Origin of the sequence: Flavobacterium zepuense (assembly GCF_007097145.1) — a bacterium.
Lineage (GTDB): Bacteria > Bacteroidota > Bacteroidia > Flavobacteriales > Flavobacteriaceae > Flavobacterium > Flavobacterium zepuense.
In genome coordinates, this window is record NZ_VJVZ01000001.1 from 266,932 (window position 1) to 283,616 (window position 16,685).

Below are 16,685 nucleotides of genomic sequence, written 5' to 3' on the forward strand. Positions count from 1 at the left end.
ACAATTAGCAAGTAAGATATTAAAATACATCAATGCTATGTCAACAGAAAATTACAAAACAATACTTTTTATTACCGGCGCATTTGTAAGCAACATTTGCTGGGACGAGTGGCGGGAATTCTTTGAAAAGCGCGGCTATCATACCTTAGCCCCACCCTGGCCCTATAAAGATGCACCTGTAGATGTTTTGCGCAAACGCCACCCCGATGCCCAGGTTGCCTCTTTAAGGCTGGAGCAGCTTATACAGCATTATGAAGATATTGCTAAAAACCTGCCCTATAAGCCTATTATAATAGGCCACTCTATAGGCGGGTTAATTGCGCAGATACTTACCCAACGCAAACTGGCACAATCGGCTGTAGCCATACACTCTGTACCGCCGCAGGGTGTGCTAACGTTTAAATTCTCATTCCTTAAAGCCGGTTGGGGGCCGCTTGGCTTTTTTACTTCGGCAAAAAAAACATTTTTAATGAGCTTTAGCCAATGGCAGTATGCCTTTACTAACGGCATGCCTGTAGCCTGGCAAGAAAAGGCCTATTGCCAGTTTGCAATACCCGAATCTAAAAACATTGTGCGCGACACCATAACATCTGTCGCAAAAGTAGACTTTACTAAACCACACTCCCCGCTCCTGTTAATAGCCGGAGAGGCCGACCATACCATTCCGCACTCGCTTAACCATTCTAATTATAAAAGGTATACCGATAGAGGATCGGTTACTGATTATGCCGAATTCTCGGGCCGCAATCATTTTGTATTAGGCCAGCCGGGCTGGCAGGAAATTGCACTGTACATACATAACTGGCTTGAAGCCTTACCCCATTAATATATTTTATAAACCTTATTCCATAAATTTCTAAATAACACAAATCATGAAAACAAAAAAAATCTTATTAGGATGCTTTATTGCCTTTAACCTGCTGTCATGCAGTAAAAAAGAACCGGTACAACCCGCTGAGGCTGCCCCAGCCCAACAAACCGAAACAGGATTAACTGCACCCGCCAACCCACCCGAAAATTTTAAGCATCAAACGGCATCGGTAAACGGTATTAACATTCATTACGTAATAGGCGGTACCGGAGAGCCCCTGGTATTACTGCATGGCTTTGGGCAAAACTGGTACATGTGGAACAGGCTGCTGCCTGAACTGTCTAAGCATTTTACGGTTATAGCCCCCGATTTAAGAGGCCTTGGCGAATCGGACAAGCCGGAAACCGGCTATGATAAAAAAACAATGGCATCTGACATTCATGAGCTTGTTGGCCAGTTAGGCTACAAGAAAATTAACCTGGCAGGCCATGACATTGGGCTTATGGTTGCCTATGCCTATGCAGCACAGTATGAAAGCGAAGTTACTAAGCTGGCACTTATGGATGCATTGTTGCCGGGTGTAGAGCCCGTATGGTCTAAAGTTTCGGCATCGGCCTGGTGGTTCGGGTTTTTTGCATGGCCGGAGTCGGGTAATATCGTATCGGGTAAAGAGAAAGAATTCCTAACCGGTTTCTGGCCAATGGTGGGGCATGTAAAAGAACCTTTTACGCCAGAAGAAACGGCAGAATTTATAAGGGCATATTCGGTAAAAAATGCCGCAACAAGTAGTTTTAAATGGTTTGGGGCATTCCCTCAGGATGGCAAAGACAATTTAGAACTGATGAAGAAAAAACTAAAAATGCCGGTATTGGCTATGGGTGGCGAATATTTTGCCGCAGCCTTTTTAAAAGACCACTCTAAACTGGTGGCTGATAATGTTAGCGAAAGCAATATAAAAGGCGCCGGCCACTGGATAGTACAGGAAAATACTGCCCAGGTGCAAAAAGACCTGCTGGCCTTTTTCCTTGCTAAATAACCACTATCTAATTTTATAAACTGAAGAAAAAATGAAGAATGTAAAAACATGGTTGGTTACCGGTGCATCGCAGGGTATAGGTTTAGAGCTTGTAAAGCAACTACTGGCAAACGGAGATAATGTAATAGCTACTACACGAAACAGCAAAAAGCTAACCGATGCGCTAAGTGATTTCTCGCCGCAGCTTTTAGCCATAGATACCGATATTACTAACGAGAGCAGTATTGCAAATGCAGTGATGGTAGGCAATATACGATTTGGTACTATAGATTACCTTATAAACAATGCAGGTTATGGCCTTTTAGGCGGCATAGAAGAATGTTCTGCAAGCGAGGTACAGGCTAATTTTGATATTAATGTGTTCGGGCTTTTAAACATGACAAGGGCAGTATTGCCGATAATGCGTGAAGCAGGCAGCGGCACTATAATAAATATATCATCGGTATTTGGGCTTATAGCCGGTGCAGGCTGGGGTATTTATTGTGCTACCAAGTTTGCGGTAGAGGCTATATCTGAAGCGCTGGAGCAGGAAATAAAACCCTTTGGTATAAAAGTAATTATAATAGAGCCGGGTTACATACGCACCGCTTTTTTAGATTCGGGATCGGTAATAACCCCGGCAAACATAGTAGCCGAGTATACCGATATTGCAGAAATTAGGCGCAAGCATAAGGAAGACCTGCCCGGCACCCAGGCAGGCGACCCGGTAAAGGTGGCTTCTGTAATTATAAAAACGGCCTTGCTTAATGCCCCTCCCCTGCGTTTGCTTTTAGGATCGGATGCGGTACAATATGCAACTTATAAAGCCGATATGCTGCTTACGGGTATTGAGAACAATAAAAAGGTCTCTGTATCTATTAATTACGCTTAATGATTTTATTATCCCCAATACTACTTAGTTATTTTTAAGGGCCTGCCAATGGCAGGCCTTATTATAACATAGCCTTTAAACCATAATATCTCACAAAACTAAAAATCGTATGAAACTATATAACATAGTGCAAAAGCTATGCTTTTGCGCCATCATACTGGCAACATCCGCCGGCTATGCCCAGTTCCCCATGCCGGGCCATGTACCTATTTGGGATGCCAATAAAGTAACCCTTAAACTGCACAAACTTACCGATAATGTATATGCTGTTTCGCCATCCACGGCAGAAGATGAAACTACAAAAGGCATTGCTCAGGCAACATCTGCGGGTTTTATTGTTGGCGATAAGGGTGTGCTGATGATAGAGACCATGCTGGATAAACGGCTGTACGACCAGCTGTATAACCTTGTACGTTCGGTAACAGATAAGCCTATAGTTTACGCTGTAAACACCAGCGATCATGGGGACCATTGTTTTGGCAATTACCTTTTACCTAAAGAAACCATCATCATCCAAAATGAATTCTGTAAAGAAAATCTCTCTAAAAACTATGATAACATTAAGCAATTTATGATAATGCTTTTTGGAAAAGGCAGGGGTATTGAAGAGAGTATATACCGACCTGCCGACCTTACCATACCCATACACCAAACCCTTAAACTTGATATGGGTAAAGGCAACATGGTAGAGCTTATTAATGTGGGTACGGCACAATCGCCGGCTGACTTGTTTGTATATGTAAAAACCCCGGCAAAAAATGTACTTTGGGCAGGTAACCCTTTTATTGCGGAAAGCCCTACCATTCCGTGGTTGTTTGACGGCTATTTTTTAGAGCCTGTAAACAACCTTAACCAAATTTATAACATGATAGGCGATACCGATATTGTAGTGCCTGGCCACGGGCGTATTACAAATAAAGCAGGCATTAAGTATACTATAGATTATGTAAACACTCTTAAAAGCAAGATAGAAACTTCCGTTAAAAAAGGAGAAACCCTGGAGCAGGCAAAAGCATCGGTTGCTATGAAAGAGTTTGATAAAGGCTACGAACTGTTTAACTGGCTGCACTTTAACTTTAATGTCCCTAACGCGTATAAAGATATAAAAGCCAATAGCGCAAAGCCCTGAATATATCATTTGGTACATGATATTTATCATTTTTAAAGCCAGTGCACCATCTTAATTTTACATTGAGAAATTAAGATTTTATGGAAAATTCGATCATACAAAAATACAACGTACCGGGGCCACGCTACACCAGCTACCCTACCGTGCCCTATTGGGAAGAAGATAGCTTTACTACTGCCCACTGGACACAAACCCTGCTAAAGGCTTTTAACGTAAGCAATGCTACCGAGGGTATTAGCCTGTACATCCACCTGCCGTTTTGCGAGAGCATGTGTACTTTTTGCGGCTGTAACAAACGTGTAACACGCCGCCATGAGGTTGAGGTTACCTACATAACTGCCGTGCTTAACGAATGGGCTTTATATTGCGATATGCTGCCTGTAAAGCCCCTGATTAAAGAACTGCACCTGGGTGGTGGTACGCCCACATTTTTTAGCGTGCAGAGCTTAGAGGCACTTATAAACGGTATTTTCGACAGGGCGGTAAAAGCCCCCGGTTACGAGTTTAGTTTTGAGGGGCATCCTAACAATACCACCCGTGCACATTTACAAAAGCTATATGACCTTGGTTTTAGGCGGGTAAGTTTTGGCGTTCAGGATTATAACGACACAGTACAGAAGGCTATTAACCGCATACAGCCATTTCATAATGTGGCCAAGGTTACCTTTTGGGCGCGCGAAATTGGCTATACTTCCATAAGCCACGACCTGGTTTTTGGGCTGCCTTTTCAAACGCTGGAAAGCATGGTTGATACCATTGAGAAAACCAAAGCACTTAACCCTGACAAGCTGGCGTTTTACAGCTATGCCCACACCCCGTGGATTAAAGGCAACGGCCAGCGCGGGTATGATGAAAACAACCTGCCTAAAGACGATGAGAAAAGGCAACTTTATGAAGTAGGAAAAAAGATACTCGGTCAAAAAGGCTTTCACGAAATTGGGATGGACCATTTTGCTTTGGATACCGACAGCCTTTATGAGGCTTACACCAATGGTAAACTGCACCGCAATTTTATGGGATACAGTGCCTCTAAAACGCAGTTGATGATAGGATTGGGTGTATCGTCCATTAGTGATAGTTGGTACAGTTTTGCCCAAAATGAGAAAAAACTGGAGGATTATTACAGGAGAATAGAAAATAATGAGCTGCCTGTTTTTAGAGGGCATTTATTATCTGATGAAGACCTGATAATCAGGCAGCACATCCTCAATTTGATGTGCCGTTTTGAAACGGAATGGGATGATGTTAACGGACGTTTCCCCGAACTGCACAACGTATTGATAAGCCTTGAGGAAATGGAATACGACGGCTTGCTGGAATTTGGTAAGCACTCTATTAAAGTTACCGAAAAAGGTAAGCCCTTTGTACGCAACATATGTATGGCTTTTGACCTGAGGCTGAAACGTAAAGCACCGCAAACACAGTTGTTCTCTATGGTAGTGTAAACAAAAAACGCTGCATTGCAGCGTGTGTATTATTTGATTTTAAAGACGCAGCACCCGCTGCGTCTTTTGTATTTGGGTAGGTTATTTACAATGTGGTGCCTGTTGCACCAAAAGGTTCATTGCTCCGGGAGACAAGTACGGGATGCTCAATCCCAATCCGCGGATTATAAAAAGCATTCCAATAAAAACAGCTACATAAGGCACTATTTTGGTTATTGAAGTACGTAAAGGTCTTTTTAGGAATGCTGAAGCATAAACTACCAAGCTCATTAGTGGTATGGTTCCGGCTCCATACAACAGCATGTACAGCACGCCCAACGGTACGCTTTGCATGGCGATGGCTCCAAACAGGGCAGCATACACCAGTCCGCACGGTAAAAAACCGTTGAGCAGCCCTGTTATAAAAAGCGCTTTATTAGTGCGTTTTTTAAACTGGCTGCCTAATCCAGCCTTTATTTTAGATATTATTTTATACACGGGTTTAGAGAAGTTATACTTTGATAATATCTTTTCGGGCAGCATTACGATGGTAATCATCAATACACCTGTAATGATAGACACTTGCTGCTGAAGACCGGCCAGATAAAACCCCCTGCCCAAAAGCCCGAACAGCAGTCCTAAACTACCGTAAGCAGTCATTCTACCCAAATGATACAGAAGTATTTGCGCTGCTTTTTTGGTAGGGTTGTTATGGCTTACCGGCAGCATCATGGCAATAGGCCCGCACATGCCCATGCAGTGCAGGCTTGATATAAGGCCGAGTATGATTGCGGAGTAAAGCATTTTTTTAGATAATAGATGTGAGATAATAGATAATAGACTGGAGATGAAAAACGTAACAAATATGCTATCCTTAATCTCCAGTCTATTATCTTAAAATCTATTCAACAGTTAGCACTTGTGTATTTAAATATCCCGTACCCTCATATTTCCAGTCGATTGTAATGTCCCAGCGGCCGCCTGCCAGGTTACTGTTAGGTATGAGCATGTATGGAGCAGATAATGAAATGGGTATATCAAAATCCATCCCCCGGCTGGACGGCCTGTACAAGGACACTTTTCCTGTTATGTATTGGGCATCAAATTCTTTAGGAAAAGTAATTATAATGCCATCATTCGTATTTATTACCCGCACATTAGTGGTTAAGGCAGCGGCATTTTCTTCTTTATCTATCTTTTTTTGTAGCACGCGTTCCTGCTTATAATATTCTTCTACAACCAGTTCGTTATCATATTTGTGGTTTACCTGTACACTAAAAACAAAAAACAGTATAAACCCCATAAACAGCACAATTGCTATTGCTATGCCTGTACCCCAGTTAATTTTCATAATTGTTTAGTTTTTTAATTAAAATGCCTAGGGCCCAAAAAGTTGGTGGTTTCGGTTTCTATAAGCCGGGTACCATCATACACTTCCAGCACAATTTTTGTTTTGTCGCCTTTAAGCAGTTGGGGGGCAATTTCTACAAACAGCGTTCCTTGCGCCATGCCCTCTTTATCTACATTAAAATAAGGCTTGCCTACAAGTTTTACATTACCTCTAAGGTTGTGCAACTTAAAATATACGTTACTAAAGCTCTTAGCACTTTTATTGATTATTTTATAGGTATACACATTACTTATAACAGTACCCTTATGTTCAAACAGTTGCCCCGGTAACCTCAGCACGGTAGCCTCTACATCGTTACGTAAAAACAGCATGCCAATAAATATACCGGTCAGTATAAACAATACGGCGGTGTAACCTTTCATACGGGCGGTAAATACAAACCGCTCTTTTTTAGTGATCTCGTCTTCGCTGGCGTAGCGGATAAGCCCCTGTGGGAGGCCAACCTTATCCATTACACTGTTACACTCGTCTATACAGGCGGTGCAATTAATGCATTCCAACTGGGTACCATTACGTATATCGATACCCGTTGGGCAAACGTGTACACACAATTTACAATCGATGCAATCGCCCTTGCCGCTCAGCAGACGGTTTTCATTTTTAACAATCCTACCACGCCCTGCTTCCTTTTCGCCACGTTTATGGTCATATGCCACAATGATTGACTTATCGTCTAATAAAGCGCCCTGCAACCTGCCGTATGGGCAGGCAATAATACATACCTGCTCCCTGAACCAGGCATATATAAAATAAAATACGCCGGTAAATATCAATAACGCTATAAGGGTAGAAATGTGGTTACCCGGCCCCTCCTCTACCATTGCTATGAGACTGTCGCTGCCAATAACGTAGGCCAGGAACACATTGGCGATTGCAAACGATATGATAAAAAAGATGAACCACTTTGATACACGCTTCCGAATCTTTTCGGCATCCCACTGCTGTTTATCCAATTTAATCTGGGCACTGCGGTCGCCGTCTATCCAGTATTCTATCCGGCGGAAAACCATTTCCATAAATATGGTTTGCGGACATATCCATCCGCAAAATATGCGCCCAAATACCACTGTAAAAAGCGCCACGAATACTACCCCTATTATCATGGAGACAACAAACAGGTGAAAATCCTGCGGCCAGAACGGAACCCCAAAAATGTTAAACTTCCTTTCCATTACATCAAACAGTAAGAACTGGTTGCCGTTTACTTTTACAAACGGAGCTGCTACTAAAAACAGCAGTAAAAACCAACTCACCACCTTACGGTACCTGTACCATTTACCTGAAGGTTTTTTAGGATATACCCAGGCACGTTTACCCTCTTCATTAATGGTTCCTAAGCGGTCGCGAAACTCATCATCATCATGCGTAACAGCCATTGTTTATTATTTTGCGGTTTGGGGAGCTTTTGCAGCCTCATCTGCCCAAATGTCGCCCTGCGGCTCCTTAGGGTCTTTAGGGTTAGAGCCTTTAAGCGACAGTACATAACTGGCTACCAGTTGTATTTCTGACGGTTTTAGTGTACCCTTCCATGCCACCATACCCTTGCCATCGCGGCCGCCCTCTGTAACGGTATGAAACACGTTTTTAATACCGCCGCCCAACAGCCAGTACTCATCGGTAAGGTTGGGGCCTATAGCACCACCTGCATCGGGCCTATGGCACGCCACACAGTTAGACTGAAAAATTTCTTTACCCTGGGCCAAATCAGCAGCGTCGGTTAATAATGTAACCGTGTTGGCATCAATAAGGTCTTTAGCCGTTTTTTTGTATTCTTCAACTGCTAATTTAGCTTCTGCCATTTCGGTTTCAAACTCGGCTTTTTGGTCTTTCCCTTCAAAAATATGAAACCGTATCAGGTAGATAAGCGCAAACACAATGCAGGCGTAAAACAGGTTTACCCACCACGGCGGCAACACGTTATCAAGTTCTTTTATGCCATCATAATCATGGTCCATAAGTATGGTGCCCTCCTCTTCAATAGGGGCACTCTTATTAAAAAAGCCCTGTATCTTTTTATACCAGTTACTGTCCCTAAAATCAAGAGCATCGGCTTCGGCAAGTTTTTGTTTTTGTTCGTCGGTTAAAATGCTGTAGGTTACCCTGTCTATTGCCAATACCACAATTTCTATAGCTATTTGCAGGAACAGGAACACACCCAGAAATAACGATACCAACGGGTATTTTAAAAAGGCAGGTTTATCGCCAGAATCTATAAAATACTCCAGCGCCATAAATACCAGTGCAAAAAGTACCGGCACCCTTACATATACGGGAATGAATTTTTTCATTGCCTTATTTTTTTAAATGAATAGATTGTTTTCATCACCCTCTGAGCCATCAAAAGGCAGTTTGCTCATCTCGGCTATCTTTTCTTTTTTGTAAGTATATGTCCATGTATACAGCCCCACAAAAAACAGGAAGAAAATCAGCAGCGACAGTATAGGGTATATCTCTACACCGCCTATGGTATCAAGGTTTTGTTTAAAATATTTAAGCATGATGTTTATTTTTGAGTGTTGGTTGTTACGCTTTTAATTTTAATATCGGTACCCATGCGTTGCAGGTAAGCAATAAGGGCAACAATTTCCCTGTCGTGCATGGGCACAAAAAGTTCTCCTCTTGCTAAAGCCTCTTTTTTGCTTTGCTCGTAACTTTTTACAAAATCCGGGTCGGCATACAGGCTTTTCTCTATTTTAAGAGCCTGCTCCTTAACCTGCTGTGGTGCATTGGCAATATCTTTTGAAGTGTACGGTACGCCTAATGTTGCCATTACCTCCATCTTTTTCTGAGTGTCAGTATAGTCGGCATTTTTATTGTCGAACATCCATTTGTAAGCCGGCATAATAGAGCCCGGCGATACACTCTGAGGATCCCACATATGGTTAAAGTGCCAGTTATCGCTATACTTGCCACCTACCCTCATTAAATCGGGCCCGGTACGTTTAGACCCCCATAAAAACGGGTGGTCGTACACATATTCTCCTGATTTGGAGTACTCGCCATAACGCTCTACCTCACTACGAAAAGGGCGTATCATTTGGGTATGGCAGCCTACACACCCCTCGCGGATGTACAGGTCGCGGCCTTCCAACTCCAAAGGCGAATAAGGTTTTACGGTTGATATAGTTGGTATGTTAGATTTTACCATGATGGTAGGCACAATTTGTATGATACCACCTATTAATACCGCAATGGTTGCCAATATAGTAAGTTGTATGGGCCTGCGTTCCAGCCACGGGTGAAATTTCTCGCCGGTAAGCCTTTTAGTACTTATTTTTTGAAGTGCCGGTGCCTGTGCTGCCTCATCTTGTATCGTTTGCCCCTGCCTGATGGTTTGTATAATGTTATATACCAGTACAATCACACCTATTAAATATAACGTTCCGCCAATAGCACGCATCCAGTACATTGGGATGATCTCTTTTACGGTTTCTAAAAAGTTGCCGTATTTAAGGGTACCGTCTGGGTTAAACTGTTTCCACATACTTGCCTGTGTAAAACCCGCAACATACAATGGTAGCGTATACATGATGATGCCCAGCGTACCTACCCAAAAATGAAAGTTAGCCAGCCTGGTAGAGTACAGCGTAGTCTTTGTCATTCGGGGGATTAACCAGTAAATAAGCCCAAAGGTTAAGAAACCGTTCCATGCCAGGGCACCTACGTGTACGTGCGCCACGATCCAGTCGGTAAAGTGGGCAATGGCATTTACATTTTTAAGCGATAGCATGGGCCCCTCAAACGTTGCCATACCATAACCGGTTATAGCTACAACAAAGAATTTAAGTACCGGTTCGGTTCGTACTTTATCCCACGCGCCGCGAAGGGTTAGCAAACCGTTTATCATACCACCCCATGATGGTGCAATTAGCATGATGGAAAACACCACGCCAAGGTTTTGTGCCCAATCGGGCAAGGCAGTGTACAACAAGTGGTGCGGCCCCGCCCAAATGTATATGAATATCAAACTCCAAAAGTGAATTATTGACAGCCTGTACGAGTATACCGGGCGGTTTGCTGCCTTGGGTACAAAGTAGTACATAAGCCCTAAAAAGGGTGTTGTTAAAAAGAAAGCAACCGCGTTGTGCCCATACCACCATTGCACCAAAGCATCCTGCACACCGGCGTATGCGGAGTAGCTTTTCATGGCACTTACAGGTAAGGCTAAGCTGTTAAATATGTGCAGTATAGCTACTGTTATAAAAGTTGCCAGATAGAACCAGATGGCCACATACAGGTGGCGTTCACGGCGCTTTAAGATGGTGCCTATCATATTGATACCAAAGGTTACCCATATTACCGCAATAGCAATGTCTATAGGCCATTCCAGCTCGGCGTATTCTTTAGATGATGTATAGCCCAGCGGTAATGATATGGCCGCTGCTACGATAATGAGCTGCCAGCCCCAAAAGTTGATGTTGCTAAGTATATCGCTGAACATACGTGCTTTAAGCAGTCTTTGCAGCGAATAATACACCCCTGCAAAGGTGGCATTGCCCACAAAGGCAAATATTACTGCATTGGTATGCAGCGGCCTAAGCCTACCGTAACTAAGCCAGGAAATGCCATCGGTAAGGCCGGGAAACAAGTACATAGAGGCTATTAATAAGCCCACTACCATCCCTACTACGCCAAAGATGATAGTGGCATAGAGAAACTTCTTAACTATCTTATTATCATAATAAAACTGCTGCATTTCCATAATCAGTCCTTGTTTGTTTTGTTGTCGTTTTGTTTGGTTTCGTCATCAAAAAGCATCCGTACCGATGGTGTGTAGTAGTCGTCAAACTGACCCTGCCTTACGGCTTTTATAAAGGCATACAAAAACAGCAATGCTACTATAATGCTTATGGTTATTAGTAAATAGATCACGCTCATACTTCTTAAATTTATGTTAACAAAGTTAGTTTTGGAGATTGGGATAAAACATGATATTTGTCATGGTTAGGGCGATTTTTAGGGAATTTCTGCAAGGTTGACAGACGCAAAGCATTGCGTCTCTACCGGAGCCTCGCAAAATAATTACTCATAAGCGTTACAAAGCTCACAATGGTTATGGTGCTAAGCGGCATAATAATAGCGGCGGTTAAGGGCTCTAAGTTACCTGTAACTGCGAACGATAATCCCACTATATTATAGAGCAGCGAGAGCGTAAAACTCATTTTAATGGTTTTGATGGTGTTTTTAGAAAACTTAAGGAACCACCCCAGTTTTTTAAACTGCGAGGCATCTAAAATCCCATCGCAGGCGGGAGAGAACACGTTTACATTTTCGGATATAGAAATACCTACATTGCTCTGTGCCAGTGCACCGGCATCGTTAAGGCCGTCGCCCACCATCATTACATTTTTACCCTGCTGTTGCAAATGTTCTATATACGCCAGTTTTTGCTCCGGTTTTTGGTTAAAGATCAGCTCGGTACCCTTTGGTAACAGGCTTTGCAACACTTCGCGCTCGCCCTCGTTATCACCCGATAGTATTTTAAGTTCGTAGCCCTTACCCAATTGGGCAAAAAGTTCGCTCAGGCCATCGCGATACTGGTTATCAAACACATATTTGCCCTGATAGTTTCGGTTTATTGAGATATGCACGTTGGTTTGCTGTACAGTATCTGGATCTTCGCCTACAAATGCCGCCGACCCAATTTTTATGTAAAAGCCATCGATGGTGCCTTGTATACCCTTTCCTGTAATTTCTTTAAAATCATCTACCGGAAGTAATTGAGCAGCAGGTAAAAACTCATACAAACGCCTGCTTAATGGGTGGTTAGAGCCTCGAAGTAATGATTTTATGAAAGCGCGTTCTTTATTATCTATATACTCTCCATCATAAATAATCTCTGATTTTTTGTTAGTTGTAATGGTGCCTGTCTTATCAAAAACTATAGTATCTACCTTTGCCATTTGCTCTATAACTGTAGCGTTTTTAAGGTACAACTTGCGTTTACCCATTATGCGCAGCACATTACCCAAAGTAAAAGGAGCACTTAGTGCCAAAGCACATGGGCAGGCCACAATAAGCACCGCTGTAAATACATTAAAGGCCGTAGTGGCATCTATAAATATCCAGATATTAAAAGACACTACTGCTATTAGCAGTAACACCGGTGTAAAATAACGGCTAATGGTATCCGTCAGCGTTTTGTAAGTACGGTTGTCTTTTTTGGCAAACACCTCATTACTCCACAGCTGGGTAAGGTAACTTTGCGATACCGAACTTAACACCTGCATTTCTATAACGGGCCCCATTTGCCTGCCGCCTGCATAAATTTTGTCGCCGCTTTTTTTGATAATGGGTTCGGCCTCACCGGTCACAAAACTGTAGTCTATACTGGTGGCAGCGCTCATTAATATACCGTCTACAGGGATAAGTTCGCTGTTGCGTATAAGCAGCCTGTCACCCGCCACAACATCGTAGACCGGAATGGCAACCTCTTCATTACCAAATATTTTAGTTACTGCAATAGGAAAGTAGGATTTAAAATCGCGTTCAAAAGATAAAAAATTATAAGTTTTTTGTTGAAACAATCTGCCAAGTAACATAAAAAAAACTAAACCGGTAAGGCTGTCGAAAAAGCCCGACCCATAGTCAAAAACAATGTCTATAGTACTGCGGATGAACATTACTACGATTCCCAGCGCTATGGGGATATCTATATTCAACATGCCTGCCCTGATACTTTTAAACGCCGATACATAATACCCACTTGCTGAGTATAAGAACGACGGCATTGCCAATGCAAATACCAGCCAGCGGAAAAAGCCTCGGTACTTGTTAAGCCACACATCATCTACTTCAAAATATTCGGGGAATGAAAGCAGCATGATGTTGCCAAAGCAAAAAAAGGCAACCCCAAGTTTATAAATTAAGGAACGGTCTACCTGTTTCTTTTTAGTGTCATAATTATCCAGGCTTATATAAGGTTCGTAACCAATAGAATTTAGAAGCAATACGATCTGCTTAAGCGAAACCGTATCAGGATTAAAGATAATACGGACTTTCTTTTCATGAAAGTTTACCTGAGAACTGCTTATTCCAGAGCAAAGGCGGTGCAGGTTTTCTAATATCCAGATGCAGGAACTGCAATGGATGTGCGGAATGTAAAGGGATGTAATGTGGGTATTGTCTTCTTTAAAATCCAACAGGCGGTTTACAATAGCCTCGTTGTCTAAAAAATCATACTTGCCCTTACTGTCTTGCGGAGTGGCGCCTGGCGCTTTCTCAAAGTTGTAATAATCGGTAAGGCCGTTTAGGCTAAAGATCTCGTACACGGTTTTACAGCCGTTGCAGCAAAAAGACCTTTGGTCAAAAACTATTTCTTCCTTTTTTTCGATTACCAACCCGCAGTGAAAACAATTGTGCGTGTTCATACTATGCTCATTTTACCTGATGCAAAGTTGTTGCAACAACGCGCAATAAAATATGATATTTGTCATACAACTTCAGTAAATTTGCACAACCAATACGGTAATTATCATGAGCAAGTGCGATCAATGTATAGTAAGGGAATTTAGCTCTCTAAAAGCGCTGAATAAAGACGAGCTGCTTAAAATTGCCGATTGCAAATCATCGTACACCATTAAAAAAGGCGAGCCCATTTTTACCGAAGGTGAAAATGTAAACGGCATTTTTTGTATTAAAGACGGGGTTTGCAAGCTTACCAAACTTAGTGCCAATGGCAACGACCAGATAGTAAAGCTTATTACCAAAGGCGAACTGCTGGGGCAACGCTCTATGATTAGCGATGAACCCGTGAATCTTAGCGCAGTGGCATTAGAGGATATGGAGGTATGCTTTATACCTAAAACAGAGATAATGGGGTTGTTTAACCAAAATAACAACTTCTCTATGAATGTAATGAAGGCCATTTGCGTCGACCTAAAAGAGGCCGATGACCACTTGGTCACTATGGCGCAAAAATCTGTAAGGCAGCGCCTTGCCGAAACGCTGGTGTATTTGCAGGATACTTTTGGGGTTAACCCCGATAACAGCCTTAAAGTGAAACTATCCCGCGAGGAGCTTGCCGGCATGGTGGGCACGGCAACCGAAAGCTGTATAAGGCTATTATCTGAGTTTAACAAGCTTGGCGTAATTGTTATAGCTGGTAAGAACATAACAATTACCGATAAGGCCAAACTACTTAGGGCTGTAAATTAAACCACTATTTCGAGGTTTGGAATTTCATTAGCCTGCAATTCCTGTTTGTAGTACTGTAATTTTTCAAGGAAATCTTTTATTTCCGATGTAAAATATTTGCCATCAGCAAATAACGCTTCGTAATATGCTATACCTGAAAGCAGGTTGTTTTTAAAGGTTGTCCATTTTTTTATCTGGGCGGCTGTAAGTTCTTTACCTGACATAAGTTCTTCCTTAAAATAGTCTACATATAGCTGCAGTTCTTTAATGAGGAAATTAGGGCGGTATTCGTCCGATAGCACCGAGTTGTACCCGTAAATATGCCCAACCATGTTAGCTAATGAAACTTCTTTATCAAAATAAGCCAAATTAGGTCCAGGGCAAATTACAACACCCTGCGCCTCGCCTTTTATAGGGATATGATTTTCCAGATAAGCCGGATTTGCCAAGCCCACACAAAGGCACGATTTTACAGTTATTGCGGCTTCTCTATCTTCATAATCTGATTCGGAAAGTATGTCTTTCAGGCTTCCCAGTTCATGTAATCTAAGCTGCTGGTACTTGCGCGATGCCGTACAAATACCTTGCTTATCGTATTCCCTGCTTAGTGCCAAAAGCTTTTTAGGGCATGAACTGCCTGCTTTTCCATCTATAATACGCCTGCTTTTTAGCGCTTCATTCGTTGTGCCTTTAACTGTATTAAAGGGTACACCTAAGGGTGAAATATCGCTCCTGTAAAAATCTTCTACGCCTGCCGCCATAAGTAAATTACGCGTAGCAGCATCGATAGCGGTAGCTTCTGGCACTAATAAAAATGGTGATCCCCAGCCTACAGAATCAACCTTATATTCTTCCAGTAAAAAATCATGTTCTTCAGCTGTGCCCACCCCACCCTGAACCGTTATTTTTAAGTCTAAAGGTTGCTTCGGCACAGGCATTTCTTTCTGTGAAAGCACTCTAACCATAAGGCCATGTGCGGTATCTATAAGTTCGTGTTTACGTTGTTTAAACTCCGCCATGATCGGACCAAGCAATAATCCATCAGTTGCAAAGGCATGGCCGCCGCAATTGAGTCCGGATTCTACCCGGTACTCACTTACCCAAATGCCTTTTTTAGCTAAAAAACTGCCTTGTATTAATGCCGACCTGAAGTCGCTCACTTTTAAAATGACTTTCTTTTTGAGGTTGCCATTTGTATCAGGAAAGAAGTCGGGAAACTCGGCAATATAGCCATACAGCGACGGATTCATACCAGCCGATAGCACTACCGATGAACCCAATATACTGTTTGCAAAACCACGCAAGGCAGCATGGGCATCATTAAATTGCGTGGGTAATACCTCATTTTTAATGTAGTTGGCTTTATCAACCTTGGTCATAATATTTACATCTATGGCGCCGGGTTGCAGGTGCTTTGCTACGAAACTCCTTATCTCGTTAGACTTATCAAAATCGCTTGAAGCATAAAATTGCAACCCGCGTTTAATGTCGCTCATCTGAGGAAGTATGCCTATAAAATTGTTAAGTGCCTGCTTACTTGTGGCAAGTTCGGCACAAAAAGCGGCGTACTTTTTCTTAACTATCTTATCTACAAGGTTAAGGTAGCCGGTAATGCGATCGGCACGGTAGTCGTGCATTTTTTGGGTAATTTCCTTATAAGGCAGCTCAAATTTTTGGCAGTAAAAGGCATGCATTTTTTCGATAAGCTCATCATCTACGATAGAAATTACAGAGTCTATGCCGTATTGCGCCACGCGTATGGGGCTGTCTATGGTATAGGCAAGCCCCATAACAGGAATATGAAAGCTGTGCGGCTGTTTATTATGTGTCATTTACGAATAATTTATCCGCAAATATTAAATATCCC

The 16,685-nt window shown here is 42.5% G+C and carries 15 protein-coding genes; 6 read left to right on the plus strand and 9 right to left on the minus strand.

The features are described 5' to 3' along the window. Positions 1–37: 37 nt before the first annotated feature. The 5 genes from FMM05_RS01190 (at position 38) to hemN (ending at position 5,292) form a co-directional block, all read left to right on the plus strand. Positions 38–826: an alpha/beta hydrolase gene (locus FMM05_RS01190; protein ID WP_143371508.1), complete on the plus strand. Its 789-nt coding sequence runs from the start codon at positions 38–40 to the stop codon at positions 824–826. Between the two features lie 46 nt (positions 827–872). Continuing rightward, the gene (locus FMM05_RS01195) at positions 873–1,847 is read left to right on the plus strand and encodes an alpha/beta fold hydrolase (protein ID WP_143371509.1); all 975 of its coding nucleotides are present in this window, start codon (positions 873–875) and stop codon (positions 1,845–1,847) included. A 31-nt stretch (positions 1,848–1,878) separates the two neighbouring features. Further along, positions 1,879–2,718, plus strand: a complete 840-nt coding sequence (locus tag FMM05_RS01200) for an SDR family oxidoreductase (protein WP_143371510.1) — start codon at positions 1,879–1,881, stop codon at positions 2,716–2,718. Positions 2,719–2,827: 109 nt separating this feature from the next. Continuing rightward, positions 2,828–3,847, plus strand: a complete 1,020-nt coding sequence (locus FMM05_RS01205; protein ID WP_143371511.1) for an MBL fold metallo-hydrolase — start codon at positions 2,828–2,830, stop codon at positions 3,845–3,847. A gap of 80 nt (positions 3,848–3,927) precedes the next feature. After that, positions 3,928–5,292, plus strand: coding sequence for an oxygen-independent coproporphyrinogen III oxidase (gene hemN, locus FMM05_RS01210; RefSeq protein WP_143371512.1), 1,365 nt, complete (start codon positions 3,928–3,930; stop codon positions 5,290–5,292). A gap of 81 nt (positions 5,293–5,373) precedes the next feature. Here the strand turns inward: hemN and FMM05_RS01215 are convergent, their stop codons facing one another. The 8 genes from FMM05_RS01215 to FMM05_RS01250 all read right to left on the minus strand — a co-directional run bounded on the left by FMM05_RS01215 (position 5,374) and on the right by FMM05_RS01250 (position 14,052). Next, complete coding sequence (locus FMM05_RS01215; protein ID WP_143371513.1) at positions 5,374–6,075, minus strand: sulfite exporter TauE/SafE family protein; 702 nt, start codon at positions 6,073–6,075, stop codon at positions 5,374–5,376. A gap of 97 nt (positions 6,076–6,172) precedes the next feature. Continuing rightward, positions 6,173–6,622 (minus strand): FixH family protein, encoded by a 450-nt coding sequence (locus FMM05_RS01220; protein ID WP_143371514.1) that lies wholly within the window; start codon positions 6,620–6,622, stop codon positions 6,173–6,175. 14 nt (positions 6,623–6,636) lie between these two features. After that, entirely contained in the window at positions 6,637–8,058 is a 1,422-nt protein-coding gene (gene ccoG / locus FMM05_RS01225; RefSeq protein ID WP_143371515.1) for a cytochrome c oxidase accessory protein CcoG, read from the minus strand. Between the two features lie 6 nt (positions 8,059–8,064). Beyond that, a complete protein-coding gene (locus FMM05_RS01230; RefSeq protein ID WP_143371516.1) occupies positions 8,065–8,970 on the minus strand; it encodes a cbb3-type cytochrome c oxidase N-terminal domain-containing protein in 906 nt (301 codons plus the stop codon). A gap of 12 nt (positions 8,971–8,982) precedes the next feature. Next, a complete protein-coding gene (locus tag FMM05_RS01235) occupies positions 8,983–9,180 on the minus strand; it encodes a CcoQ/FixQ family Cbb3-type cytochrome c oxidase assembly chaperone (RefSeq protein ID WP_143371517.1) in 198 nt (65 codons plus the stop codon). Between the two features lie 5 nt (positions 9,181–9,185). Beyond that, entirely contained in the window at positions 9,186–11,384 is a 2,199-nt protein-coding gene (gene ccoN, locus FMM05_RS01240; protein ID WP_143371518.1) for a cytochrome-c oxidase, cbb3-type subunit I, read from the minus strand. 2 nt (positions 11,385–11,386) lie between these two features. Continuing rightward, complete coding sequence (ccoS, locus tag FMM05_RS01245; RefSeq protein ID WP_143371519.1) at positions 11,387–11,560, minus strand: cbb3-type cytochrome oxidase assembly protein CcoS; 174 nt, start codon at positions 11,558–11,560, stop codon at positions 11,387–11,389. A gap of 122 nt (positions 11,561–11,682) precedes the next feature. Further along, the gene (locus FMM05_RS01250; RefSeq protein ID WP_143371520.1) at positions 11,683–14,052 is read right to left on the minus strand and encodes a heavy metal translocating P-type ATPase; all 2,370 of its coding nucleotides are present in this window, start codon (positions 14,050–14,052) and stop codon (positions 11,683–11,685) included. Between the two features lie 106 nt (positions 14,053–14,158). Between FMM05_RS01250 and FMM05_RS01255 the strand changes: the two genes are divergently transcribed. Next, the gene (locus FMM05_RS01255; protein ID WP_143371521.1) at positions 14,159–14,839 is read left to right on the plus strand and encodes a Crp/Fnr family transcriptional regulator; all 681 of its coding nucleotides are present in this window, start codon (positions 14,159–14,161) and stop codon (positions 14,837–14,839) included. On the opposite strand, the gene FMM05_RS01260 is transcribed toward FMM05_RS01255, so the two are convergent. Then, positions 14,836–16,650 (minus strand): hypothetical protein, encoded by a 1,815-nt coding sequence (locus tag FMM05_RS01260; protein WP_143371522.1) that lies wholly within the window; start codon positions 16,648–16,650, stop codon positions 14,836–14,838. The genes FMM05_RS01255 and FMM05_RS01260 overlap by 4 nt on opposite strands. Positions 16,651–16,685: the final 35 nt, after the last annotated feature.

What these genes read in the sequence shown, in the direction of transcription:
- FMM05_RS01190 (WP_143371508.1), top strand. Translation starts at nt 38, where the DNA reads ATGTCAACAGAAAATTACAAAACAATACTTTTTATTACCGGCGCATTT.
- FMM05_RS01195 (WP_143371509.1), top strand. Translation starts at nt 873, where the DNA reads ATGAAAACAAAAAAAATCTTATTAGGATGCTTTATTGCCTTTAACCTG.
- FMM05_RS01200 (WP_143371510.1), top strand. Translation starts at nt 1,879, where the DNA reads ATGAAGAATGTAAAAACATGGTTGGTTACCGGTGCATCGCAGGGTATA.
- FMM05_RS01205 (WP_143371511.1), top strand. Translation starts at nt 2,828, where the DNA reads ATGAAACTATATAACATAGTGCAAAAGCTATGCTTTTGCGCCATCATA.
- hemN (WP_143371512.1), top strand. Translation starts at nt 3,928, where the DNA reads ATGGAAAATTCGATCATACAAAAATACAACGTACCGGGGCCACGCTAC.
- FMM05_RS01215 (WP_143371513.1), bottom strand. Translation starts at nt 6,075, where the DNA reads ATGCTTTACTCCGCAATCATACTCGGCCTTATATCAAGCCTGCACTGC.
- FMM05_RS01220 (WP_143371514.1), bottom strand. Translation starts at nt 6,622, where the DNA reads ATGAAAATTAACTGGGGTACAGGCATAGCAATAGCAATTGTGCTGTTT.
- ccoG (WP_143371515.1), bottom strand. Translation starts at nt 8,058, where the DNA reads ATGGCTGTTACGCATGATGATGATGAGTTTCGCGACCGCTTAGGAACC.
- FMM05_RS01230 (WP_143371516.1), bottom strand. Translation starts at nt 8,970, where the DNA reads ATGAAAAAATTCATTCCCGTATATGTAAGGGTGCCGGTACTTTTTGCA.
- FMM05_RS01235 (WP_143371517.1), bottom strand. Translation starts at nt 9,180, where the DNA reads ATGCTTAAATATTTTAAACAAAACCTTGATACCATAGGCGGTGTAGAG.
- ccoN (WP_143371518.1), bottom strand. Translation starts at nt 11,384, where the DNA reads ATGGAAATGCAGCAGTTTTATTATGATAATAAGATAGTTAAGAAGTTT.
- ccoS (WP_143371519.1), bottom strand. Translation starts at nt 11,560, where the DNA reads ATGAGCGTGATCTATTTACTAATAACCATAAGCATTATAGTAGCATTG.
- FMM05_RS01250 (WP_143371520.1), bottom strand. Translation starts at nt 14,052, where the DNA reads ATGAACACGCACAATTGTTTTCACTGCGGGTTGGTAATCGAAAAAAAG.
- FMM05_RS01255 (WP_143371521.1), top strand. Translation starts at nt 14,159, where the DNA reads ATGAGCAAGTGCGATCAATGTATAGTAAGGGAATTTAGCTCTCTAAAA.
- FMM05_RS01260 (WP_143371522.1), bottom strand. Translation starts at nt 16,650, where the DNA reads ATGACACATAATAAACAGCCGCACAGCTTTCATATTCCTGTTATGGGG.